A 22613-nucleotide genomic window follows, 5' to 3' on the forward strand; every position below is an offset into this window, starting at 1 on the left:
CCTCGGGGCCCGTCCCTCGATGCGAGCTTCCGCCGAGCTTCCGCCGAGCGGAGCTCGGCGGAGAGAACGGAAGGGGATGAGGAGGGACCACATCACTCCAACGCAGTGAGCAGTGACCTGTTGTGGGGTCTGCAACCTTTCGTGTGGCTGGTCGCGTTTCTTCGCCGACAGTGTGACAGGAGGGGCATGAAGGCACGGGACGAAGCCGAGTTCACCGAGTTCGCCGCGATCACGGTCCGGCGGCTGCGGCGTACGGCGTACTTGATGTGCGGAGACTGGCATCGCGCGGAGGACGCGGCCCAGGACGCACTGGTGAAGGTCTACCGGCGCTGGAGCCGGATCGAACGCAAGGACAACCTGAACGGCTACGCGCACCGCGCCGTCGTGTCCGCGGTCTTCGACCAGTCCAGGAAGCCATGGCGCCGCGAACGCCTGCACGATCCGGACGACAACCACCCGGCGGTACCCGATCTCGCCGGACCGGTCGACGATCGCCTGCTCGTCGTGCAGGCGCTCGCCGCGCTGCCGCCGAGCCAGCGTGCGTGCGTCGTACTGCGGCACTACGCCGACCTCAGCCTCGAACAGACCGCCGATGTCCTCGGGATCGGCGTCGGCGGCGTCAAGAGCCAGACCTCCCGCGGGCTGGCCCGCCTCCGCGAACTACTCGAACAGACCGAAAGGAGCGCCTCATGAGCACGGACATCGAACGCATGCTGGCCGCGGCCGCCGACGACTCGGACCGACCGTTGCACACCGACGTCGACGACATCCTCGTCCGCGCCCGCCGGTCGGTTCGACGCGGCCGGATCGCCACCGTCTCTACAGCGGTCGTCACGACCGCCGCGATCGTCGGCGGCATCGCGGCCTGGTCAGCGACCCGTCCCGAGAGCGCGGGACCAGCGGGTACACCGGAGGGCCAGACCATCACGATCGACGCGAAGACCGGCCGCATCATCGACAACGAGACCGGCAACACGGTCACGCCGGCACCTCCGGTGAGCCCGTTGTCCGATGCCGAGGTCCTCCGCCGCTGCACGCGGTTCGACACCACGTTCGAGCATCTCGTCATGCAGTCGCAGAAGAAGACCACCGACAAGTCCGGGCCGGTCAACGCCGGGTGGAAGCTCGTGGTGAAGAGCGGCGACCAGTCCGTGCTGAACGCCCTGTTCCTCTCACCGGACCAGTCGATGGTCTCGACGTGCACCATGACTGGACCGTCGAAGCCGGAGAGCTACGGGCGCACCAGCACGGCTGAGGTCCGGGCCAGGAGTCAGAACCGACAGCCTTTGACCGTGCGGGACAGCCTCCTGGTTCCGGTCCCCGGTGTCACCCGGGTCCTGGTGGACATCGATGGTGAAAGCAGTCCTCGTGAGGCCCTGGTCGGAACCGACGGATTCGTCACCCTCGGCCACGCTTGGAGGATCGACCAGCTGATCACGGTGAACCGGATCCGCGGCTACGACGCCAACGGCACGAAGGTGTACGACCAGACCCCCAAGCCGGTCACTGCCCCGGCCCAGCCGACCGTCGATCCGTCGGTGACCGTCAAGACCGCGGAGCCGATCACACCGCAGGTCCTGCTCACCAAGGATCCTCTGACCGGGAAGCCGCTCGCTCCCCCGCCGCCGGTCAGTCCGCTGACCGACGAGCAGATCACCACCCGGTGCGGCGGCGTCGACGACATCTACTTCGAGGACGCTGGGAGGGGCGGAGCGACGAACCCGAGTACCTCGGTGATCAAGGCGGCCGGGCCGGTCACGAAGGACTGGCAGGTCGCGCTCAAGACCGGTACGGGCGACAAGCTCACCGCCGTCCTGGTCTCGCCGGGCAAGCGGGTCTACGCGTGGTGCCACATGCTGACGCCGACGGCCAAGGGCGCGTACGACTACACGCGGGGCGCGGTGCAGGCCGACGGTACGTTCGGATCCGGCGTCGATTTCGGGATGGTGCCCAAGGGAGTCGCGCAGATCGTCGTCGACCTGCCGACGCAGGGCCCGACCCGCGCGCTGATCTCCAACGGCTACTACATCTGGGGACTGACCGGCGGGAACTCGGACATCCAGACGGTGCGGGTCCGCGGCTTCGACGCCCAGGGCAAGCAGGTGTACGACAAGCAGCAGCAGGTCGACGCCGACTTCGACTGAGCGGACCGGTCAGGCGAAGATCTCGCGGTAGACCTTGGCGAGTTTGTCCGGGGCGTGGTGCAGGTGGCGGTCGTCGTCGGCGATGTCGGCGATGACCACCTCCGCGCCGAGCGATTCCGCCGTACGGCGCAGTGACGCGGGGTCCGGGACGTGGCCGACGTCGGCGAGGACGACATCGATGCGCAGGTCTGGAGCGTGTGCCGCGAGGACCTCGAGGTGGGTCTCGGGTGAGAAGCCGTCGGTCTCGCCCTTCTGCTCTCCCAGGTTGAGCGTCAGCAGCCGACGCGCGCTGGTCTGCTCGAGAGCGCGGGACAATGCGGGCACCAGCAGGTTGGGGATGACGGACGTGAACCACGAACCCGGACCCACCACGACCCAGTCGGCTTCCGCGATGGCCACCAGAGCCTCGGGGCAGGCCGGCGGGTCGGCCGGGTCGAGCGCAACGTCGACCACCTGACCCTCGGTCGTCGCCACCTCGGCCTGACCGCGGATCTCGGTGATCACCTCCGGATGCTCCGGATCCAGCCCGAGCACCCGCGCCGTGATGTCCAACGGTACGGCGGACATCGGCAGCACTCGCCCTTGCGCACCAAGCAACCGCGCCACCCAGTCCAGCCCGTCGACAGCCTCGCCGAGCAACTCCCACAACGCGACGATCAACAGGTTGCCGACCGCGTGGTCGTGCAGCTCACCGTTGCTGCGGAAGCGATGTTGCAGTACGTCGGCCCAGGTCCGGCCCCACTCGTCGTCGCGGCAGAGCGCGGCCAGCGCCATCCGCAGATCACCCGGTGGCAGGACGCCGAGCTCCTGGCGGAGACGTCCGGACGATCCGCCGTTGTCGGCGACGGTGACGACCGCGGTCAGCTGGTCGGTGACGTGACGAAGTGCGGACAGGGATGCGGCCAAGCCGTGTCCCCCACCCAGTGCGACCACCCGGGGCGCCCGTGACACTACGCCGTCACTCCCGCCCCAGATCCCGGTGTACGACCAACGTCGGCGACCCTTTCTCACGCAGCCGGCGGGCGATCTCCTCGGCCATCGCGACACTGCGGTGCTTTCCCCCGGTGCAGCCGATCGCGACGGTGACGAAGCGCTTGCCCTCGTTCAGGTAGCCGGTCCGCAGGGTGTCCAGCACGTCCACGTAGTTGTCCAGGAACTGCTGGGCCAGCGGATGGCCGAGCACGAAGTCTGACACAGGCTTGTCCTGCCCGGTCATCGGGCGCAGGTCGGGCTGCCAGTACGGGTTCGGGATGAACCGCATGTCGGCGACCACGTCGGCGTCGACCGGGATGCCGTACTTGAACCCGAACGACACCACGGTCGCCCGCAGCTCGGCGTTCTCCTCGTCGCCGAACGCGTTCACGATCTTCGCGGCCAGCTGGTGGATGTTCAGGTTCGAGGTGTCGATGACCAGGTCCGCGCCGGCCCGGATGTCACCGAGCAGCTCGCGCTCGCGCTGGATCCCGTCCAGCAACCGGCCCTCGCCCTGCAGCGGGTGCGGCCGGCGGACGCTCTCCTGCCGGCGCACGATCACGTCGTCGGACGCCTCCAGGAACAGCGTCAGCGGCCGGTATCCCTTGAGCCGCAGATCGTGGATCGCCGAGCTCAGCTCCTCGAAGAACAAGCCGGTCCGGACGTCCACCACGACCGCCAGCCGCGGAGCCGCGCCGGTGCCGACCACCTGCTCGACGAGCGTGGTCAGGAACATCGGTGGCAGGTTGTCGACCACGAACCAGCCGAGGTCCTCCAGTACGTCGGCGACGGAGCTTCGTCCTGCGCCGGACATCCCGGACACGATGATGAGGTTGCCGCCCGTGTCGTCCATCAGCTCTCAGTTCTCCCTGGGTCCCCGTCGGGCGCCCCGGCCGGCGCCGGGACGTCGTCGCCCAGTATCTCGCCCGTGGCCGTGTTCACCGACGGCGCCCGGCCGGTTTCCGCCTTCGTTGCCGCAGCGTTCACCGCGAGTACGACGGATTCCGCCGTCCGCCGGCCGAATCCGGGCAGGTCGGCCACCTCGTCGATCGTGGCCCCCCGCAACTTCTTCAGCGAGCCGAAATGCCGCAGCAGCGTCTTCCGGCGGACGTCGCCGAGCCCCGGGACCTCGTCGAGAACACTCTCCACCATCGACTTCGAGCGCCGGTTGCGGTGGTGAGTGATGGCGAACCGGTGCGCCTCGTCGCGTAGGCGCTGGAGCAGATACAGCCCTTCCGACGTACGCGAGAAGATGACCGGGTCTTCCTCGTCCGGCACCCAGACCTCTTCGAGCCGCTTGGCCAGGCCGACCACCGGGATATCGCCGAGGCCGAGCTCGTCCATCGCCTGGCGTGCGGCCGCGACCTGCGGCGGACCACCGTCGACGACGACCAGTCCGGGTGCGTAGGAGAACTTGCGCGCGCGGCCGGTCTCCGGGTCGATCAGGGCGGCCGAGGGATCCTCGTCCTCCTGCAGCGTGGCCCGCTCATCGAGCAGTCGCCGGAACCTGCGGGTCAGCACCTCGGCGATGGACGCGACGTCGTTCTGCCCGTCCACACCCTTGATCACGAACCGGCGGTACTCGCTCTTGCGGGGCAGGCCGTCCTCGAAGACGACCATCGAGGCGACCACCTCGGTGCCCTGCAGGTTCGAGACGTCGTAGCACTCCAGCCGCAGCGGCGCCTCGGGCAGGTCGAGCGCGGCCTGGATCTCCTCGAGCGCCTGGTTGCGGGTGGTCAGATCGCTGGCCCGCTTGGTCTTGTGCATGGTCAGCGTCTGCAGCGCGTTCCGCTCGACCGTCTCCATCAGGGCCTTCTTGTCACCGCGCTGCGGGACCCGGATGAACACCTTCGAACCGCGCAGCTCGGACAGCCACTCGGTCAGCGCTTCGATGTCGTCGGGCTCGGTCGGCACCAGGATCTCGCGCGGGATCGCGTCACCGGAATCACCGGCGTACGTCTGCTGGATGAACCGGGACACCAGGTCGCCGGTGGTCGCCGTACCGTCGGCCTTGTCGGCGATCCAGCCGCGCTCACCACGGATCCGGCCGCCGCGGACGTAGAAGATCTGGACGGCGACCTCGAGCGGGTCCTCGCTCAGCGCGATCACGTCGGTGTCGGTGCCGTCGCCGAGGACGACCGCGTTCTTGGCCAGCGCCTTCTCCAGGGCGGCCAGGTCGTCCCGGATCTTCGCGGCCCGCTCGTACTCGAGCTCGGCAGCGGCGGCCCTCATCTCCTTCTCCAGCCGGCGCACGTACGTTGCCGTCTGGCCGGACAGGAACGCGGCGAAATCGTCGACGATCTTGCGGTGCTCCTCCTGGCTCACCTGACCGGTGCAGGGAGCGGCGCACTTGCCGATGTAGCCCAGCAGGCAGGGCCGGCCGATCTGGCGGTGCCGGTTGAAGACACCCTTGCTGCACGAGCGCATCGGGAACACCCGGAGCAGCAGGTCCACGGTCTCCCGGATCGCCCACGCATGGCTGTACGGACCGAAGTACCGCACGCCCTTCTTCTTCTGGCCCCGGCCGACCATCACCCGCGGGTAGTCCTCGTTGAGGGTGATGGCGAGCCACGGGTACGACTTGTCGTCGCGGTACTTCACGTTGAAGCGAGGGTCGTACTCCTTGATCCAGGAATACTCCAGCTGCAGCGACTCGACCTCGCTGGCGACCACGGTCCACTCGACCTTCGAGGCCGTCGTCACCATCGCCTGGGTCCGCGGGTGCAGGTTCACCAGGTCCTGGAAGTACGACGACAACCGGGCCCGCAGGTTCTTCGCCTTGCCGACGTAGATCACCCGGCCGGCGGAGTCGCTGAAGCGATACACACCAGGCGAGTCGGGGATCGACCCGGGAGCGGGACGGTAGGAGGACGGATCAGCCACTCGACCACCCTAGTTCGGGTCGCCGACAAATCCGGAATCCGGCAAAAGTCTCTAACGCCGCTTCAATGACAGACTTGAAGGTATGACTGTTGAAGAGATGGATCGGCTGATCCGTGCGGACGACGGCATCCGGGTCCTCGAGGCTCAGGACGACCTGTTCTACCTCTACGACCCGGCGGCGGACCTGCCGCCGGAACGGCAGCAACCGTTCGCCACCATCGTCACCGGCGACCACTACGAGCATGTCTCGCGGCTGGACGAACCCGGCGCCTGGCGGCTCAACCTCGGCCTGACCAAGGCGACGTACACGTCCTTGTTCGGTCCGGTGCCGACCGAACGCGACGCCGACTGGGTGCTGGACTCCGGCCATGACTACTCCGTGCGGGACAAACTGATGCCACATCCGTTCTACGCCTCACAGCACTGGGTGTGCATCGTCTCCCCCACCGAACTCGCGCCGCTTCGGCCACTGCTCACGGAGGCCTACGAGTTCGCCGCCCGCAAGTACGCCAACCAGGCGGCCCGCCAAACCCGATGAACGTTGCGGTCGTGTTGCGGGTTATGTCATAAGGCCGGTTTGATCGCCGGTTGGGATGAGCGCGGTCTCTAGCGTGTGACCCAGGGTAGATGCGCAGGACCTTTGCGTGAGGCAATCGGGCCTTGCGTTGACTCGAGGGAGTTCCGCCCATGTTCCCCACCATTCGCAGACCGTGTGCTGTGCTGGGCGCGGTCGCCGCGTCCGCGCTCGCCGTCACCGGGATCGCCGCCACCGCGGCCGGGAGTGACGCAGCGCAATCCGCAGCCGTCACCATCCGCGGCGCCGGTACCCCGGACGCCATCCCCGGCAGCTACATCGTCGTCCTGAACGGCCGGCGCTCCCAGGCCCAGAGCCGGGCCACCAACGCCAGCCTGGCGAGCAGCTACGACGTCAAGGTGCGCGACCAGTACGACGCCTCGATCAAGGGCTTCTCCGCGAGCATGAGTGAGGACCAGGCCAAGAAGCTGGCCGGGGACCAGCGGGTCGCGTACGTCCAGCAGAATCAGAAGATCACCGTCGCGCAGGACGATCCGCCATGGGGCTTGGATCGGGCCGACCAGCGTGACCTGCCGCTGGACAAGAAGTACGAGGCGGCCACCACCGCGGACAACGTCAACGTCTACGTGATCGACACCGGGATCTACGCCGCGCACAAGGACTTCGGCGACCGTGCCTCGGTCGGCACCGACACCGTCGGCGACGGCCAGAACGGCGTCGACTGCATGGGACACGGCAGCCATGTGGCCGGCACCATCGCGGGTACGACGTACGGCCTGGCCAAGGGTGCCAAGGTGTTCGGCGTCCGGGTGCTCGACTGCAAGGGCTCCGGCTCGACCGAGACCGTGGTGGCCGGGATCGAGTGGGTGACCAAGAACGCGAAGAAGCCCGCGGTGGCGAACATGAGCCTGGGCGGCGGCGCGGACGACGCGCTGGACGCGGCGGTGAAGGCGTCGGTCGACTCCGGCGTCACGTACGCCGTTGCTGCTGGCAACGAAAGCTCGGACGCCTGCCAGGGTTCGCCGGCCCGCGAACCCTCGGCGATCACCGTGGGCGCGACCGACGACCAGGACCAGAAGGCGACGTTCTCCAACTGGGGCAAGTGCGTCGACCTGTTCGCGCCCGGCGTCGACATCACCTCGGTCGGCATCACCGACCCGGACGCGACCGCGAAGATGAGCGGTACGTCGATGGCCACGCCGCACGTGGCCGGCGGGGTCGCGCTCTACCTGGCCGACCACCCGGACGCGAAGCCGGCGGATGTCGCGACCGCGCTCGTCGGCGCGTCGACGCCGGACAAGGTGGGCGACCCGGGCACGGGCTCCCCGAACAAGCTGCTGTTCGTCGGCAAGGTCGACCCAGCAAAGAAGTGACAGTCACCTGAACACGAAGGGCCCGGCCTCGGGGTGGCCGGGCCCTTCGTTCGCGCTCAGGCGGACTGAACGATGTTGCCGCCTTCGACGGCGACGTTCACCGCAGGGAGTGGCGACTGCGCCGGCCCGCTGACCGGGCTGCCGTCGGCAATGCTGAAGTGGCTGTTGTGGAACGGGCAGACGATCTGGCCGCCCTCCACCGATCCGATCGGGTTGCCCTGGTGGGTGCAGACCGCGGAGAAGCCCTTGTACTGGCCCGCGGTCGGCTGGGTCACCACGACCTTGGCGTCTTTGAACACCATCCCGCCACCGACCGGTACGTCGGACGTCGGGCCGAGGACCGTGCCGCCACTGGCCGGTGCGCTCGAGGACGGTGCGCTGGAGGACGGTGCGCTCGACGACGGCGCGGAGCTGGTCGGGGCGGAACTGGTGCCCGTGGTGGTCGGTGCGGAGCTGGAGCCGCCGCCCCCGCTCGCGTCGTCGCTGCCACCGCAGGCGGCGAGGATCGGTGCGCTGGCACCCGCGAGCGCGACCATCGCCGCGCAGCGGAGCACCGACCGCCGATCGCGCAGAGCGTCGGGCGCGGCTGCGCTGGACGACGGCGCGGTGGGTGGTGCTGCCATGGTGTCATCGCTCATGAATCTGGACCTCCAAGAGCCTGCCGGGTCAAAGTAATTGAACGCTTTGCATCTTTGTAGCCGACCGATCCAAATGGCCGGATACCGAGTCAAACGACCGGATCAGCCGATCGGTTCAACGATCGCCGGATTCAACCGACGTTTGAGAGTTTCCTGTGAATCAGCTGAGCGCCGGTGACCAGTCCGCGGGACGCGGGGGGCCTTCGTCCTTCTTCTGGAACCGAGGCGCGAGACACTGCAGTGGTGGCAGAGGTCGAGACATGACAAGCACGAGCGAAAGTTTCGCTGTTGTCGAGGTGATCGCGGATCTCGCGCCGATCTGGTTACCCGGCTGTGTCGTGGACACCGAGGAGCGTACGGTCGAGGTCGGCTGGGGACGTGGCGCACTGCAGATGTCTGCCGTCGTGGGCGTCGGCGAGATCGTCGATCGTTGCCTTCAGCTCCCACATCCACGATGGCCGGAACAGATCGAGGCCTGGTTGCGGGCCGTCGTCGCCGAAGGTGAACTCGCCACCGAGGAACACCGGTACGGCGACGTGGCCGAGCGGCAGCGTGCCCTGCTCGTGCAGCGCGGCTGGTCGGCACGGACGGCCGGACCGGCCGCGGACGCGTTGATCCCGTTCGGCGAACACTTCGAGGTGGTGGTGTTCATCAAGACCGGCGCCGCGCTCCGGCGACTGACCGTCGTCCGGCGAGCGATGCTCGGACTGGGCGATCCGGGCGTGCCGTCGCCGGTGCAGCTGAGTCTGGCGGAGATCGCGGACCTGGAGCCGGTCGAACACGACGGCTTCACCGTGCTCAGCCGGGACGGCGATCCATTGGTGTCGATGGCGATCGTCGACCGGGAGGACTTGTTGCCGCCGGCCGCTCTGGGAGCGGGCGTGCTGGTCGGGGTGCCGCGGTTGAGCACGGTTGCCTACTGCCCCGCCGACGCCGGACAGGATCAGGCCGACGCGCTGGCGCGGTTCGTCACCGGGACGTACCGCGACGCGCCGGACCAGTGCTGCCCGGATCTCTTCTGGTTGCAGGGTGACCGGATGGTTCAGGTACCGGTGACGCTGGCGACACCGCCGACGGTCGTACTGCCGTCTGCCTTGAAGCCGCATCCGCGCCGGACCTGGCTGCGGCAACTGTTCGGCCAGGTGTTCGGCCGCTGAGCTACTGACGCGGCGAGCTACTCCACTGCCTGCCGCATCACGACAGCCCGGCCGCCCTGCGGGCCAGGCTGTCAACGCGCGGCCTGGGCCGTCAACTGGCGGCGCGTTTCCTCGCCGGCGCCTTCTTGGCCACGGCCTTCTTGGCGGTGGCCGTCTTCTTCGCAGCCGTAGTCTTTGCGGCTGTGGTCTTCTTGACCGCCGCCGCCGTCTTCTTGGCAGGTGCCGACTTCGCCGCGGCGGCCTGCTGCTTCGCACTCGGCTTGGCGGCGCGACCCTCGAGGATCTCCGCGAGGAACTCACCCGTGTAGGACGCCGCGTTCGCCGCGACCTCTTCCGGCGTACCCTCCGCGACCAGCGTCCCGCCCCGGCGTCCGCCGTCCGGACCGAGGTCGATGATCCAGTCCGCGGTCTTGATCACGTCGAGGTTGTGCTCGATCACCAGCACCGAGTTGCCCTTGTCCACCAGGCCGCCGAGGACACCGAGCAGCTTGCGGATGTCCTCGAAGTGCAGGCCGGTCGTCGGCTCATCCAGCACGTAGACCGTGCGCCCGGTCGAGCGCCGCTGCAGCTCGGACGCCAGCTTCACCCGCTGCGCCTCACCACCGGACAGCGTCGGCGCGGGCTGACCGAGCCGCACGTACCCGAGGCCGACCTCGACGAGCGTCGTCAGGTGCCGCGAGATCGCCGGGATCGCGGCGAAGAACTCCGACGCCTCCTCGATCGGCATGTCCAGCACATCCGCGACCGTCTTGCCCTTGTAGTGCACCTCGAGCGTCTCGCGGTTGTACCGGGCGCCGTGGCACACCTCGCACGGCACGTACACATCCGGCAGGAAGTTCATCTCGATCTTCAGCGTGCCGTCACCCGAGCAGGCCTCGCATCGGCCGCCCTTGACGTTGAAGGAGAACCGGCCCTGCTGGTAGCCGCGGACCTTGGCCTCCGGCGTCTCCGCGAACAGCTTGCGGACGTGGTCCCAGACACCCGTGTACGTCGCCGGGTTCGAGCGCGGCGTCCGTCCGATCGGCGACTGGTCGACGTGGATGACCTTGTCGACCAGCTCCATGCCGGAGATCTTCGTGTGCCGCCCCGGCACCGCGCGGGCGCCGTAGATCTGCCGCGCGAGCGACGTGTAGAGGATGTCGTTGACCAGCGTCGACTTCCCCGAGCCCGATACCCCGGTCACCGCGACGAACACCCCGAGCGGGATGGTCACGTCGATGTCCTTGAGGTTGTTCTGCCGGGCGCCGTACACGGTCAGCTCGCGGCCCTCGGTCAGCGGACGCCGGACGGGCGGAATCGGGATCTCCCGGCGACCGGACAGGTACTGCCCGGTGATCGAGTCCGGGTGGTTGCGCAGGTCCTCGACCGTGCCGGAGACGACGACCTGACCGCCGTGCTCACCGGCACCCGGGCCGATGTCGACCACCCAGTCGGCGTGGTCGATGGTGTCCTCGTCGTGCTCGACGACGATCAGCGTGTTGCCCAGATCCTTCAGCCGGACCAGCGTCTCGATCAGCCGCCGGTTGTCCCGCTGGTGCAGGCCGATCGACGGCTCGTCGAGGACGTACAGGACGCCGACCAGCCCGGAACCGATCTGGGTCGCCAGCCGGATCCGCTGCGCCTCGCCACCGGACAGCGAACCCGCCGGCCGGCTCAGCGCCAGGTAGTCCAGGCCGACGTCGAGCAGGAACCGGAGCCGCTCGCCGATCTCCTTGACCACCCGCTCGGCGATCTGCTTCTCGCGCGGCGACAGCTCCATCTGGACCAGGAACGCGTGCACCTCGTCGATCGACATCGCGCTGATCTCGGCGATGTTCTTGCCGCCGAGGGTGACCGCGAGCGAGATCGGCTTCAACCGGGCGCCGTTGCAGGCCAGGCACGGCACCTCGCGCATGTACTCCTCGAAGCGCTCCCGGCCGGTGTCGCTGGACGCCTCCGCGTGCCGGCGCTCGACGTACGGGATCACGCCCTCGAAGGTGGTGTAGTACGAGCGCTCGCGGCCGTAGCGGTTCTGGTACGAGACGTGGACCTGCTTGTCGTGGCCGGTGAGCAGCGACTTCTTCGCCTTCGCCGGCAGCTCGCCGAACGGCGTACTCGTCTTGATCTTCAGGTCCTTGGCCAGCGCGGCCAGCAGGCGCTCGAAGTACTGCGAGACGTTCTGGCCGGACCACGGCTGGATCGCGCCCTCGTCGAGGGACTTCGACGGGTCCGGGATCAGCAGCTCCGGGTCGACCTCCATCCGGGTGCCGAGACCGGTGCACACCGGGCAGGCGCCGTACGGCGAGTTGAAGGAGAAGGACCGTGGTTCCAGCTCGTCGATGGCGAGCGGGTGATCGTTCGGGCAGGCGAGCTTCTCGGAGAACCGGCGCTCGCGATGCGGGTCGTCCTCGGGCAGGTCGACGAAGTCCAGCACGAGCAGACCGCTGGCCAGGCCGAGCGCGGTCTCGACCGAGTCGGTCAGCCGCTGCTTGGCAGAGCTCTTCACCGCGAGCCGGTCGACGACCACGTCGATGTCGTGCTTCTTCTGCTTGTCGAGCTTCGGCGGGTCGGTGAGCTGGATCGTCTCGCCGTCCACCCGGGCCCGGGCCAACCCCTGACCGGTCAGCTGGCGGAACAGATCGAGATACTCCCCCTTGCGGCCGCGGACGACCGGGGCCAGCACCTGGAAGCGCGTGCCCTCCTCGAGCTCGAGCACCCGGTCGACGATCTGCTGCGGCGTCTGCCGCGCGATCGGCTCGCCACACTCCGGACAGTGCGGCCGGCCGGCCCGGGCGAACAGCAACCGGAGGTAGTCGTACACCTCGGTGATCGTGCCGACGGTGGAGCGCGGATTCCGCGAGGTGGACTTCTGGTCGATCGAGACCGCCGGCGACAGACCCTCGATGAAGTCGACGTCGGGCTTGTCCATCTGACCGAGGAACTGCCGCGCGTACGCCGAGAGCGACTCGACGTACCGCCGTTGGCCCTCGGCGAAGATCGTGTCGAAGGCCAGGCTGGACTTCCCGGACCCGGACAGGCCGGTGAAGACGATCATCGCGTCCCGCGGCAGGTCGACCGAGACGTCCTTCAGGTTGTGCTCACGCGCTCCGCGCACGATCAGACGGTCAGACACAAGCTCACTCTCAGCCGTTCTCGAGGGGTATGCGGGACATGCCCCGTCATGCTAACGAGGCCCACCGACAAAAACTTCCGGAGCCGGATCCCGCGGCCGCTTTCGAAAGTATATTCGATCGCCGAGGGTGGTTCTGGCAAACCGGCCGGATGTGACCTGACGGGTCGGGAGTGCAAGGATCGGCGGTATCACCGACATCTTGGGAGGGCGCATGCCGGAGTACCACGGGAACGTCAAGGTCGGCGGGCCGGCGCAGACACACGAGCTGGCCAACCTGATGATCACCAAGGTCGCGGTCGGGCCGATGGACAACAACGCCTACCTGCTGCGCTGCCGGCAGACCGACGAGCAGGTCCTGATCGACGCCGCCAACGAGGCGGACACACTGCTCACGCTGATCGGCGACGGCGGGATCGCCCGGGTCGTCACCACCCACCGGCACGGGGACCACTGGCAGGCGCTCGCCGAGATCGTCGCCCGAACCAGCGCCACCACGGTCGCCGGCCGGTACGACGCCGAGGGCATCGATGTCCCCACCGACCAGCTCGTCGACGAGGGCGACCACATCTCCGTCGGCAACTGCAGCCTGCGCGTCATCCACCTGGTCGGCCACACCCCCGGCTCGATCGCGCTCCTGTACGACGACCCGGACGGTGCCCCGCACCTGTTCACCGGCGACTCGCTGTTCCCCGGCGGCATCGGCAACACCCAGGGCGACGCCGAGCGCTTCACCTCACTCCTCGACGACGTCGAGACCAAGCTCTTCGGCACCCTCCCCGACGAAACCTGGGTCTACCCCGGCCACGGCTCCGACACCACCCTCGGTACCGAGCGCCCGCATCTGAAGGAATGGCGCGAACGCGGCTGGTGAGCGCGCGACTAGAGCTGTGAGCGGGCGGCTTCGATCTGGGCGCTGATGGCTCCCGCCTTGGCTGTGGCTGCCAGGTCGGCGGCTTCGTCGGCCAGGGTGCGGGCGTCGTCGGGGCGGCCCTGGGCGATGGCCAGGTAGATGAGGCCGACCAGGTTGGCGGCTACGCCTGCGGTGAATCCGAGAGTACGGCGGAGTGTGGTCGACTCCTCGAGGAACGCGCGGGCGTCGTCGTACTGGCCGGCCATGTGCGCGACGACGCCGAGGTGGCGGAGGGCGTAGGAAAGGATGAGTTGGTCGCCGGTCTTCCGCGCCAGCTCGGCGGCGGTGGTCAGGGGTGGCACGGCGGCGGCGTTGTCGTTACGGACGACCTGATGGAAGCAGCCGATCCAGAAGAGGGCTACGGCTTCGCCGCGCTCGTCGCCGAGGGCGCGATAGAGGTCGGCTGCTCGTTCGAACGCCGGCAACTCCTCGGGCGTCTCGACCTGCGTTTCCAGGTACCGGCCGTGCATGATCCGGCCGCGACCGATCAACAGCTCGGCCTCGACGGCGTCGAGTGCACGGTCAGCCTCGGGCAGGCCGCCGTACTCGCCGTTGAAGATCGCTCGCTCGTACAACTCCCCGACCAGCCGCATCTGCTCATCCACCCGCCTGATCCTAGGGTGTGGCCATGAGCAACTTCGCCGACTACCGGCCGGACGACAGCCGGCAAGATCCCGGCACGCAGGTTGAGGTCCGCCCGGCGCGGGTCGAGGATCTCGACGCGTGCGCGCGGCTGATCGTCACGCGCACCGGCGGGCCCGCGGCCGAACGCCTCGAACGCCTGCGGGCCGACCTCCAGCACCCCGACCGCTACACGGTGGTCGCGTGCGCCGACGGGGAGGTCATCGGGTACGGCGCCGTGATCCACCACGAGCTCTCCCCCACCGACCCGCCGAACACGGCACCCACCGGCTACTACCTCATCGGCCTGATCGTCTCGCCCGACTGGCGCCGGCACGGCATCGGCGACCTGATCACCATCGAGCGAATGCGCTGGACCGCCGAGCGCGCCGACGCCATCTACTACTTCGCCAACGTGGCCAATGGCGCAATCCTCGACCTCCACCAGAGGTTCGGCTTCACAGAGCTGACCCGCGACTTCACCTTCCCGAAGGCTCCCCTCAAGCCTGGCACCTGCGCCCTCCTCCGAGCCGAGCTGACTAGCGGTCGGTGAGTTCGGTGGGGTGCGCGATGACGTCGACCAGGGCGTTGTTGCGGATGGCGGTGATCTCGGTGCGCCGGGAGATGGCGTCGGCGAAGAGCAGGCGTTGGAGAGACTGAGCGTCGCGCAGCGGTACGCCGTCGACGGCCAGGACCAGGTCGCCGGCGCGTAACCCGGCCAGGTCGGCCGGGCTGTTCGTGATGACCTCGACGACGCGGAGCGCCGTCCGTTGATCGAACCGTTCAGCGAGCGCGGGCCGCAGCGGTGCGGGCGTTGTGACCAGACCGAGGTACGCGCGGCGGACCCGGCCGTCATGCAGGAGTGAGTAGATGATCCGGCGCGTGGTCGGGTTGACCGGAACCGCGAGGCCGAGCCCGATGCCGGCCACCGCGGTGTTGATGCCGATCACCCGGCCGTTGCCGTCAGCAAGCGCTCCGCCGGAGTTGCCCGGGTTCAGGGCCGCATCCGTCTGGATCACGTCCTCGATGATCCGCTGCGCCGACCCGCTCCGCACCGGCAGCGACCGGCCGAGCGCGCTCACCACGCCGGCGGTCACACTCCCGGCCAGTCCCAATGGGTTGCCGACGGCAACGACCAGGTTCCCGACCTTCAGGTGATCGGCGTCGCCGAACTCCGGCGGATCCGGGATCTCCCGGTCGGACCGCAGTACGGCGAGATCGGACAGCCGGTCGACCCCGACCACCCGGGCCTGTGCCGACGTACCGTCCGCGAAGTCCGCAGTCGCCTGCTCGCCCTCACCGACCACATGGGCGTTCGTCAGCAGGTGCCCGTCCCCGGTGAGCACCACCGCCGACCCCGACGAGTCGCCGCGCCGGCTGTTGATCCGCAGGCTCGCGACCCGCGGGATCAGGTGTTCGGCCACACCCGAGACCACTCGGGAGTAGGCATCCAGTACGTCGTCGCCGGCAATCTCGTCAGCCATGATCCAGCCTCCTGAATTACATCATTACACCGCGAGCAAGCGCAGGCCATCGAGTGAAGCAGGCCACAATCCTGACCGATCGGTTGAAAACTGGCCGATCGGTCAGGATGATGACTGACATGGCAGTCAGCACCCCGGCCCGGGAACGGACCAGGCACGAGATCGTCCGGCAGGCGATGGACCTGTTCCAGGCCAAGGGCTACAACGCGACCTCGCTGCAGGACATCGCGACCGCCGCCGGCTGCTCGAAGGCGACGGTGCTCTACCACTTCAGCGGCAAGCCCGCGGTCCTGGCCGCCGTCCTCGAACCGGCTGCCGCTGACCTCGCCGAGCTCATCACCGCGGCCGAGAAGCTGGCCCGCCCCGAGGCGCAGGAGTTCGCGATCCAGCGCTTCATCGACCTGGCCGTGGTGCACCGCGGCGTCATCGACGTACTCCAGGACATCATTCCGGTGATCGAGCAGGTGCCCGAGATCGCCGGACTGGTCACGGACGGCATGCGCCTGACCGAGTACATGGCCGGCTCGGACGATCCGCTCGAGCACGACCTGGCCAAGTTCGCCGTCAACGGCCTGCTGGGCGAGTGCCGGCGTCCCGGCGAACGCACCGACGACGAACTGCGGAGACTCTGCGACATCGCCCTGCGGCGACTGCTCAGACGCGGCTGACCCGATCACCCCGGCCACCGGCACCCCGCCGGTGGACGGTTCCCCCTGCCCGTACGCCGTACCGACTCGAAACGGACGCACTTCCCGATGGCCACTCTGCTGTACCGGCTCGGCCGGTTCTCCTACCAGCGCCGGCGCCTCGTCGCCGCGGTCTGGGCGTTGTTCCTCGTGCTGCTGGGCGTCGGCGCGCTGACGCTGGGCGGCAAGACCACGAACACCTTCTCGATCCCCGGCACCGAGTCGCAGCGCGCGCTGGACGCTCTCAAGCAGGAGCTGCCCGCGGCCAGCGGCGCCTCGGCGACCGTTGTGGTGAAGGCGCCTGACGGCAAGACGCTCACCGATCCGACCATCAAGGCCGCCGTCGGCGCGACCGTCGCCCGGGCCGCGCAGGTGCCCGAGGTGATCGCTGCGATCGATCCGTTCACCAGCAAAGCGATCAGCCCGGACGGCAAGACCGGCCTGATCAGCGTCCAGTTCGCCAAGCCCGCCGACGAGCTCGCCAAGGACAGCACCCAGGCGTACGACGCACTCAGCGGACTGAGCTCCGGTGATCTCCAAGTGGTCCCCGGCGGCCAGGTGGTCGGCGGCGTACCCGAGGTCGGTGCCACCGAGGTGATCGGGGTCGCGGTCGCGGCCGTCGTCCTGGTCGTCACGTTCGGGTCGCTGGTCGCGGCCGGGATGACGTTGCTGACCGCGCTGCTCGGCGTACTCGCGGGCATGGCCGGACTGTTCCTGGTCACCGCCTTCGTGGATGTGTCGTCGACCGCGCCGATCCTGGCGTTGATGCTGGGTCTTGCGGTCGGGATCGACTACGCGTTGTTCATCAGCTCGCGGCACCGCAGCCAGCTTGCCGAGGGCATGGATCCGGAGGAGTCGGTCGGTCGCGCGACGGCGACCGCGGGGTCGGCGGTGTTGTTCGCCGGCGCGACTGTCGTGATCGCGCTGGCCGGGCTGAGCGTGGTCGGCGTACCGTTCCTGACCGCGATGGGCTTCGCGGCGGCTGCGACCGTACTCACGGCAGTCCTGGTCGCCCTCACGTTGCTGCCGGCCATGCTCGGGTTCGTCGGGAACCGGATTCTCCCCCGCAAGATCCGCAAGGCGCCGACGGCCGCTCCGGTCAAGGAAGGCTTCGGGTTCCGCTGGGGACGGTTCGTCACGCGGTTCCGCGTCCCGATCGTTGCCCTCAGCATCATCGGGCTCGGGCTGCTGGCGATCCCGGTCAAGGACATGCAGCTCGCGCTGCCCGACGGCGCCTCGGCCGCGGCCGGCACGAACCAGCGGGTCGCCTACGACCTCACCGCCGCCGCCTTCGGGCCGGGCGCCAACGGTCCGCTCGTCGTCGTGGTGAAGACCGACAACGCGGCGACGTCCGACGCGCTGGTCAAGCAGGTACTCGCGAAGTCGCAAGGCCTCAAGGATGTCGTAGCGGCCCAACCCGGGCCGGCGAGTGCGGACGGTACGACCCGGCTCCTACAGGTGATCCCCAAGAGCGGACCGGCGACGGAGGAGACCTCAGCGCTGGTGACGAACCTGCGGTCCCAGGTGCAGCCGCTCGCCACCGGCGACGCGAGCATCTCGGTGACGGGCAACACCGCGGTCGGCGTCGACGTGTCCAACAAGTTGTCCGACGCGCTACCGACGTACCTGCTGGTTGTCATCGGGTTGTCGTTCCTGCTGTTGCTGCTGGCGTTCCGGTCGCTGCTGGTGCCGTTGAAGGCGACGCTCGGGTTCGTGCTCACCGTCGGCGCGACGTTCGGCATCACGGTCGCCGTGTTCCAGTTGGGCTGGGGTGCGGGTCTGCTCGGGGTGGACTCGCCTGGTCCGCTGGTCAGCTTCCTGCCGATCATCATGCTGGGCGTGCTGTTCGGGCTGGCGATGGACTACGAGGTGTTCATCGTGTCCCGGGTCCGTGAGGAGTTCGTGCACGGCAAGCATGCGACCGAGGCAACCATCGAGGGTCTCGGCCACGGCGCCCGTGTGGTGACGGCGGCCGCACTCATCATGGCGTCGGTGTTCGCCGGCTTCATCATGGTCCACGACCCGATCATCAAGGCGATCGGCTTCGGCCTCACCATCGGCGTCCTGATCGACGCCTTCGTCGTCCGCATGACCCTCGTCCCCGCAGTCCTCTCCCTCCTCGGCAACCGAGCCTGGTACTTCCCGAAGTGGCTCGACCGGCTAACCCCCAAGGTAGACATCGAAGGCGAAAGCCTGCGCGTCGCCGAGGGGCCGGAGCCCAAGGAACTCGAGAGCGTGCGCTGATGCGCCGCGTGGGGCCTGAGCGCTCGTTGATGCCCCACGAAGCAGGCTCGATGCATCCCCGATCCGGTACGGCGCGTAGTTCTCGGCATCGATAGCTACCCGCCCAGCCAAGACAGCGCTTGGGATGAGGTAGATGCTGCCGTCACCGAGCAAGATGAAGAACAAGTCGAGCGAGTCAGGGTCGTAAGGCATCTTTCCGGCTGATTTGTCGAGCACGTAGGGCCGTCGTCCCACGCCCACATGCCAACGTCCCTTGCCATTACGGGACCCACATGTCTTCACCTGCACACGCTGAATGCCCTTGTCTGTCGTCACCAGCAGGTCGTACTCCTGGGGCTCGATCGGCAACGCGACGGCACAGCCACGCAAGCTGAACCAGGCCATCGCCACCGCCGAGGCCGCATAACGAAGCATCTCCGGCTGGAAGGGTTGCTCGAAGACCTCACCGGCTGCCGGAGGAGCCTGCGGCGTCTTCAGGTGTGTGCAGTCCAAGCCCAGCCGCGCGGAATGCCCCTTCACCCGAACCCGGTTCTCACCGTTGTCGATCACACCGAGACCGGTGAGCACATCGGCCCAGCAGGTCGCCCCGAGCATGACTCGCCGCAACTGGCTGTCCGACCACCGACGTTGGCCGGTGAAATGCGCTGTGTCGAGGTCGAGTCGGGCGGCATGCCGCTTCACCGTCCGGATCACGCCTGCGGAAGTCGCCTTCAATCCCAGCTCGCGGGCGACTGCGCGCCAGGATCGGCTGGCCGCGACCGCTTGCTGCAGTTGAGCATCGTTCCAGGTCCGCTTGTCCCTTGTTGCTGCCATGGGGCCAAACGTAATGAGGGGCACCGACAGTATCGGTACCCCTCATAGCAGGTCGGGCTGGGGAGATTTGAACTCCCGCTCTCCGGTCCCCCAGACCGGCGCGTTAACCAAACTACGCTACAGCCCGATGCTCGCCCCAGAGAGGCGAGCGGAGTACACCTTACCTCATCCTAGGGAGTGCTCTGACCAGCGCCCGGTCAGCGTTTCTTGTTCTTTTGGCGGGCTCGGATCTGGACGTGGACGGGGCTGCCGACGAAGCCGAAGTCTTCGCGGAGGCGGCGTTCGATGAAGCGCTGGTACGACGCCTCGATCTGGCCGGAGGTGAAGATCGCGAAGGTCGGCGGCATCGTGGTCGCCTGGGTGCCGAACAGGATCTTCGGCTGCTTGCCGGAGCGGACCGGGTGCGGGTGCGCGGCCACCAGCCGGCCGAGGAACGCGTTCAGCTGGCCGGTCGGGACGCGGGTCTGCCAGCCGTCCAGCGCCGCTTCGACGGCGGGCACCAGCTTCTCCATGTGACGGCCGGTCAGCGCGCTGATGTTCACCCGCGGCGCCCAGCGGAACTGCACCAGGTCGCGGTCGATCTCGCGCTCCAGGTAGTACCGGCGGTCCTCGTCGACCAGATCCCACTTGTTGTACGCGATCACGAGCGCCTTGCCGGCCTCCTCGACCGCGCTCATGATCCGCAGGTCCTGCTCGGTCATCGTCTCCGAGGCGTCGATCACGACCACCACGACCTCGGCCCGCTCGATCGCGGCGTTGGTCCGCAGGGAGGCGTAGTACTCGTGTCCCTGCGCGTTCTTCACCTTGCGCCGGATGCCGGCGGTGTCGATGAACCGCCACTCCTTGCCGCCGAGCGTGATCAGCTCGTCGACCGGGTCGACCGTCGTACCCGCGACGTCGCTGACCACGACGCGGTCCTCTTTGGCGACCTTGTTCAGCAGGGAGGACTTGCCGACGTTCGGCTTGCCGACGATCGCGACGCGGCGCGGACCACCGGACTCGGGATCACGCTCGGGCGGCGCCTCGGGCAGCGCGGCCAGGACGGCGTCCAGCATGTCGCCGGTGCCGCGGCCGTGCATCGCGGAGACCGGGAACGGCTCGCCGATGCCGAGACTCCACAGGTTCATCGCCTCGGCCTCGACCCGCTGGTCGTCGACCTTGTTCGCCGCCAGCACGACGGGCTTGCCCGACTTCCGCAGCACGCGCACGACCGCCTCGTCCGCATCCGTGATGCCGACGGTGGCGTCGACCACGAACAGGACCGCGTCGGCCGCGTTGATCGCGACCTCGGCCTGCGCGGCGACCAGGGCCGCCATGCCGACCGCGTCCGGATCCCAGCCGCCGGTGTCGACGACCGTGAAGCCACGGCCCGCCCAGTTGGCGTCGTACGACACGCGGTCGCGGGTGACGCCCGGCGTGTCCTCGACGACCGCCTCGCGGCGGCCGATGATGCGGTTCACCAGCGTGGACTTGCCCACGTTCGGCCGGCCGACGATCGCGAGCACCGGCAGCGGGCCGGTGTCTTCCCGGTCGTGCGTAGGCTCGGCGAAGTCGTAGCCGGTGGGCAGGTCAGTCATCAGGGTCCTTCTTGTCTGGTCCGCCCGGGAGGGGGTGGCCGGTGGCTGCGACGGCCGCCCTCACATGGGCCCGCAACACGTCGCCGATCTGGTCGGCAACCGCGCGTACGTCGGAATGCCTCCTGGGAAAGGGTACGCGGTCGATCGTGAAAGGCTCGCCATAGACCACGTCCACCCGGCTCCCGGCCGGCGGAAAGCGCTCCACGTCGCCGCGCGGCAGCCTGGTCCCGAGCAGGGCCACCGGCAGGATCGGCGCACCCGTGACCATAGCCATATAGGCCACTCCGACCCGGATCCGTCCGAAGTCGCCGGCGCCGCGGGTGCCCTCCGGGTAGATGTTCAGCACGCGGCCGTCGCGGAGCACCTTGATCGACTGCCGGACCGCGAGGACGTCGTACGACGACCTGTCGACGGGAATCTGGCCGAAACGCCGCAGGACCTTGCCCTGGAGACCGCCGAAGGCCTCGATCTTGCCGAGCTGGTGCAGCATCCGGGGCGCGATCGCGCCGAGCAATGGGCCGTCCAGCAGGCTCAGATGGTTCGGCGTCATCAGCACCGGACCGGTCCGCGGGAACAGGTCCTGGTGGTGGACGGTGAGCCGGTATTTGCGATGGAAGTACGGTTTGGCGACCCAGCGGGCCGGTACCGCGAGCCGGTACGGGAGCCGGGGCAGATCGTCGGTGCGGGGCAACTCCAGGTGGCCGGTGAGTTCCGCGGTCATGGGGCCTCCTGCCCTGGACTGAGGAGCGCAGGCGCCGAAAGCTCTCTCATGACTCCTGGTCGCCTGCGACCAGGTGGGCGGCCTCGGCCTCCTTCGCGAGTCGGCTGATCACGTCGATGACCTCCTCGAGGGAGAGGTGTGTCGAGTCGATGGTGACCGCTCCGTCGGACGCGACCAGGAACTCCGAGACGGTCGCGTCGTCGGCGTCCCGGCGGACGATCTGGTCGCGGAGCTGCTCGGCGGTCACCGACCCGGTGGCCAGCTCGGCGCCGCGGCGCGCCAGCCGGGCGTCGGTGTCGGCGGTGAGCAGCACCTTGAGCTCGGAGTCGGTGGCGACCACGGTCGCGATGTCGCGGCCCTCGACCACGATCCCGCCGGTCGGCTGGGCGGCGTCGATGATCGCGCGCTGCCGCGGGATCAGGTCCGCGCGGACGTCCAGGTTGGTGGCGATCTTGGAGACCGCCTCGCTGATCCGCGGCTCCCGGATCGCGACCGTCACGTCGGTCCCGTCGGCGATCACGAACTGCCGCTCCGGGTCGGTGCTGATCTCCAGCCGCAGCTCGCGGGACCGCTGCGCGACCGCCGCGGTGTCGTCCAGGTCGAGGCCGTGCTCGAGCGCCGACCAGGTCACCGCCCGGTATGTCGCTCCGGTATCCAGGTAGCGCAGCCCCAGCCGGCTGGCGACGCCTCGGGCGGTGCTCGACTTGCCGGAGCCGCTCGGGCCGTCCACAGCGATGATCATG

The 22613-nt window shown here is 68.6% G+C and carries 20 protein-coding genes and 1 tRNA gene; 9 read left to right on the forward strand and 12 right to left on the reverse strand.

What is annotated here, in order from left to right; translation table 11 throughout:
• Positions 1 to 186 precede the first annotated feature (186 nt).
• Both AB0E63_RS02820 and AB0E63_RS02825 read left to right on the forward strand, forming a co-directional pair.
• On the forward strand, positions 187 to 693 hold the full coding sequence (locus tag AB0E63_RS02820) for a SigE family RNA polymerase sigma factor (protein ID WP_360360322.1): 507 nt from the start codon (positions 187 to 189) through the stop codon (positions 691 to 693).
• On the forward strand, positions 690 to 2144 hold the full coding sequence (locus tag AB0E63_RS02825; RefSeq protein WP_360360325.1) for a hypothetical protein: 1455 nt from the start codon (positions 690 to 692) through the stop codon (positions 2142 to 2144). Before AB0E63_RS02820 ends, AB0E63_RS02825 begins: the two co-directional genes overlap by 4 nt.
• Positions 2145 to 2153: 9 nt before the next feature.
• Here the strand turns inward: AB0E63_RS02825 and yvcK are convergent, their stop codons facing one another.
• From yvcK to uvrC, 3 genes are read right to left on the reverse strand one after another with little or no spacing between them, the layout of a single operon-like run.
• The gene (gene yvcK, locus AB0E63_RS02830) at positions 2154 to 3155 is read right to left on the reverse strand and encodes a uridine diphosphate-N-acetylglucosamine-binding protein YvcK (protein WP_360360327.1); all 1002 of its coding nucleotides are present in this window, start codon (positions 3153 to 3155) and stop codon (positions 2154 to 2156) included.
• Positions 3103 to 3969 (reverse strand): RNase adapter RapZ, encoded by an 867-nt coding sequence (gene rapZ, locus AB0E63_RS02835; protein WP_360360329.1) that lies wholly within the window; start codon positions 3967 to 3969, stop codon positions 3103 to 3105. The genes yvcK and rapZ overlap by 53 nt, the downstream gene beginning before the upstream one ends.
• Positions 3969 to 5999, reverse strand: coding sequence for an excinuclease ABC subunit UvrC (uvrC, locus tag AB0E63_RS02840; RefSeq protein WP_360360332.1), 2031 nt, complete (start codon positions 5997 to 5999; stop codon positions 3969 to 3971). Before uvrC ends, rapZ begins: the two co-directional genes overlap by 1 nt.
• Before the next feature lie 82 nt (positions 6000 to 6081).
• On the opposite strand from uvrC, the gene AB0E63_RS02845 reads away from it, so the two are divergent.
• Positions 6082 to 6537, forward strand: coding sequence for a DUF6194 family protein (locus tag AB0E63_RS02845; protein ID WP_360360335.1), 456 nt, complete (start codon positions 6082 to 6084; stop codon positions 6535 to 6537).
• A 149-nt stretch (positions 6538 to 6686) separates the two neighbouring features.
• Complete coding sequence (locus AB0E63_RS02850) at positions 6687 to 7907, forward strand: S8 family peptidase (RefSeq protein ID WP_360360338.1); 1221 nt, start codon at positions 6687 to 6689, stop codon at positions 7905 to 7907.
• A gap of 56 nt (positions 7908 to 7963) precedes the next feature.
• Here AB0E63_RS02850 and AB0E63_RS02855 read toward each other — a convergent pair whose 3' ends face one another.
• Positions 7964 to 8545 carry a Rieske (2Fe-2S) protein gene (locus tag AB0E63_RS02855; RefSeq protein ID WP_360360341.1) on the reverse strand — a complete coding sequence of 194 codons (582 nt, stop codon included), beginning with the start codon at positions 8543 to 8545 and terminating at the stop codon, positions 7964 to 7966.
• A 260-nt stretch (positions 8546 to 8805) separates the two neighbouring features.
• On the opposite strand from AB0E63_RS02855, the gene AB0E63_RS02860 reads away from it, so the two are divergent.
• On the forward strand, positions 8806 to 9702 hold the full coding sequence (locus tag AB0E63_RS02860; protein WP_360360344.1) for a hypothetical protein: 897 nt from the start codon (positions 8806 to 8808) through the stop codon (positions 9700 to 9702).
• A gap of 91 nt (positions 9703 to 9793) precedes the next feature.
• Here AB0E63_RS02860 and uvrA read toward each other — a convergent pair whose 3' ends face one another.
• Complete coding sequence (gene uvrA, locus AB0E63_RS02865; protein WP_360360347.1) at positions 9794 to 12814, reverse strand: excinuclease ABC subunit UvrA; 3021 nt, start codon at positions 12812 to 12814, stop codon at positions 9794 to 9796.
• Positions 12815 to 13025: 211 nt separating this feature from the next.
• On the opposite strand from uvrA, the gene AB0E63_RS02870 reads away from it, so the two are divergent.
• Positions 13026 to 13685, forward strand: a complete 660-nt coding sequence (locus AB0E63_RS02870; protein ID WP_360360350.1) for an MBL fold metallo-hydrolase — start codon at positions 13026 to 13028, stop codon at positions 13683 to 13685.
• An 8-nt stretch (positions 13686 to 13693) separates the two neighbouring features.
• Here the strand turns inward: AB0E63_RS02870 and AB0E63_RS02875 are convergent, their stop codons facing one another.
• The gene (locus AB0E63_RS02875; RefSeq protein WP_360360353.1) at positions 13694 to 14329 is read right to left on the reverse strand and encodes a tetratricopeptide repeat protein; all 636 of its coding nucleotides are present in this window, start codon (positions 14327 to 14329) and stop codon (positions 13694 to 13696) included.
• Positions 14330 to 14352: 23 nt separating this feature from the next.
• Between AB0E63_RS02875 and AB0E63_RS02880 the strand changes: the two genes are divergently transcribed.
• Positions 14353 to 14898, forward strand: a complete 546-nt coding sequence (locus AB0E63_RS02880; RefSeq protein ID WP_360360356.1) for a GNAT family N-acetyltransferase — start codon at positions 14353 to 14355, stop codon at positions 14896 to 14898.
• On the opposite strand, the gene AB0E63_RS02885 is transcribed toward AB0E63_RS02880, so the two are convergent.
• On the reverse strand, positions 14885 to 15829 hold the full coding sequence (locus AB0E63_RS02885) for a trypsin-like peptidase domain-containing protein (RefSeq protein WP_360360358.1): 945 nt from the start codon (positions 15827 to 15829) through the stop codon (positions 14885 to 14887). The genes AB0E63_RS02880 and AB0E63_RS02885 overlap by 14 nt on opposite strands.
• A 119-nt stretch (positions 15830 to 15948) precedes the next feature.
• Between AB0E63_RS02885 and AB0E63_RS02890 the strand changes: the two genes are divergently transcribed.
• Positions 15949 to 16497: a helix-turn-helix domain-containing protein gene (locus AB0E63_RS02890; protein WP_360360361.1), complete on the forward strand. Its 549-nt coding sequence runs from the start codon at positions 15949 to 15951 to the stop codon at positions 16495 to 16497.
• 87 nt (positions 16498 to 16584) lie between these two features.
• A complete protein-coding gene (locus AB0E63_RS02895) occupies positions 16585 to 18759 on the forward strand; it encodes an MMPL family transporter (protein WP_360360363.1) in 2175 nt (724 codons plus the stop codon).
• Here AB0E63_RS02895 and AB0E63_RS02900 read toward each other — a convergent pair.
• From AB0E63_RS02900 to cmk, 5 genes are all read right to left on the reverse strand, one after another.
• Positions 18676 to 19596: a group I intron-associated PD-(D/E)XK endonuclease gene (locus tag AB0E63_RS02900; protein WP_360360366.1), complete on the reverse strand. Its 921-nt coding sequence runs from the start codon at positions 19594 to 19596 to the stop codon at positions 18676 to 18678. The genes AB0E63_RS02895 and AB0E63_RS02900 overlap by 84 nt on opposite strands.
• Before the next feature lie 28 nt (positions 19597 to 19624).
• Positions 19625 to 19699 (reverse strand) — tRNA-Pro (locus tag AB0E63_RS02905).
• Between the two features lie 70 nt (positions 19700 to 19769).
• Positions 19770 to 21149, reverse strand: a complete 1380-nt coding sequence (gene der / locus AB0E63_RS02910; RefSeq protein ID WP_360360368.1) for a ribosome biogenesis GTPase Der — start codon at positions 21147 to 21149, stop codon at positions 19770 to 19772.
• On the reverse strand, positions 21142 to 21870 hold the full coding sequence (locus AB0E63_RS02915) for a lysophospholipid acyltransferase family protein (RefSeq protein WP_360360371.1): 729 nt from the start codon (positions 21868 to 21870) through the stop codon (positions 21142 to 21144). The genes der and AB0E63_RS02915 overlap by 8 nt, the downstream gene beginning before the upstream one ends.
• Before the next feature lie 46 nt (positions 21871 to 21916).
• Positions 21917 to 22612, reverse strand: coding sequence for a (d)CMP kinase (cmk, locus tag AB0E63_RS02920; RefSeq protein ID WP_360360374.1), 696 nt, complete (start codon positions 22610 to 22612; stop codon positions 21917 to 21919).
• Position 22613: the final 1 nt, after the last annotated feature.

Origin of the sequence: Kribbella sp. NPDC026596 (assembly GCF_040638415.1) — a bacterium.
Classification (GTDB): domain Bacteria; phylum Actinomycetota; class Actinomycetes; order Propionibacteriales; family Kribbellaceae; genus Kribbella.

Excerpts from the sequence above, each read along its gene's own strand:
- AB0E63_RS02860 (WP_360360344.1), top strand. The coding sequence starts at position 8,806 with ATGACAAGCACGAGCGAAAGTTTCGCTGTTGTCGAGGTGATCGCGGAT.
- cmk (WP_360360374.1), bottom strand. The coding sequence starts at position 22,612 with ATGATCATCGCTGTGGACGGCCCGAGCGGCTCCGGCAAGTCGAGCACC.
- AB0E63_RS02885 (WP_360360358.1), bottom strand. The coding sequence starts at position 15,829 with ATGGCTGACGAGATTGCCGGCGACGACGTACTGGATGCCTACTCCCGA.
- AB0E63_RS02890 (WP_360360361.1), top strand. The coding sequence starts at position 15,949 with ATGGCAGTCAGCACCCCGGCCCGGGAACGGACCAGGCACGAGATCGTC.
- AB0E63_RS02825 (WP_360360325.1), top strand. The coding sequence starts at position 690 with ATGAGCACGGACATCGAACGCATGCTGGCCGCGGCCGCCGACGACTCG.
- AB0E63_RS02870 (WP_360360350.1), top strand. The coding sequence starts at position 13,026 with ATGCCGGAGTACCACGGGAACGTCAAGGTCGGCGGGCCGGCGCAGACA.
- AB0E63_RS02820 (WP_360360322.1), top strand. The coding sequence starts at position 187 with ATGAAGGCACGGGACGAAGCCGAGTTCACCGAGTTCGCCGCGATCACG.
- rapZ (WP_360360329.1), bottom strand. The coding sequence starts at position 3,969 with ATGGACGACACGGGCGGCAACCTCATCATCGTGTCCGGGATGTCCGGC.
- AB0E63_RS02850 (WP_360360338.1), top strand. The coding sequence starts at position 6,687 with ATGTTCCCCACCATTCGCAGACCGTGTGCTGTGCTGGGCGCGGTCGCC.
- AB0E63_RS02855 (WP_360360341.1), bottom strand. The coding sequence starts at position 8,545 with ATGAGCGATGACACCATGGCAGCACCACCCACCGCGCCGTCGTCCAGC.
- der (WP_360360368.1), bottom strand. The coding sequence starts at position 21,149 with ATGACTGACCTGCCCACCGGCTACGACTTCGCCGAGCCTACGCACGAC.
- AB0E63_RS02845 (WP_360360335.1), top strand. The coding sequence starts at position 6,082 with ATGACTGTTGAAGAGATGGATCGGCTGATCCGTGCGGACGACGGCATC.
- AB0E63_RS02895 (WP_360360363.1), top strand. The coding sequence starts at position 16,585 with ATGGCCACTCTGCTGTACCGGCTCGGCCGGTTCTCCTACCAGCGCCGG.
- AB0E63_RS02880 (WP_360360356.1), top strand. The coding sequence starts at position 14,353 with ATGAGCAACTTCGCCGACTACCGGCCGGACGACAGCCGGCAAGATCCC.
- AB0E63_RS02915 (WP_360360371.1), bottom strand. The coding sequence starts at position 21,870 with ATGACCGCGGAACTCACCGGCCACCTGGAGTTGCCCCGCACCGACGAT.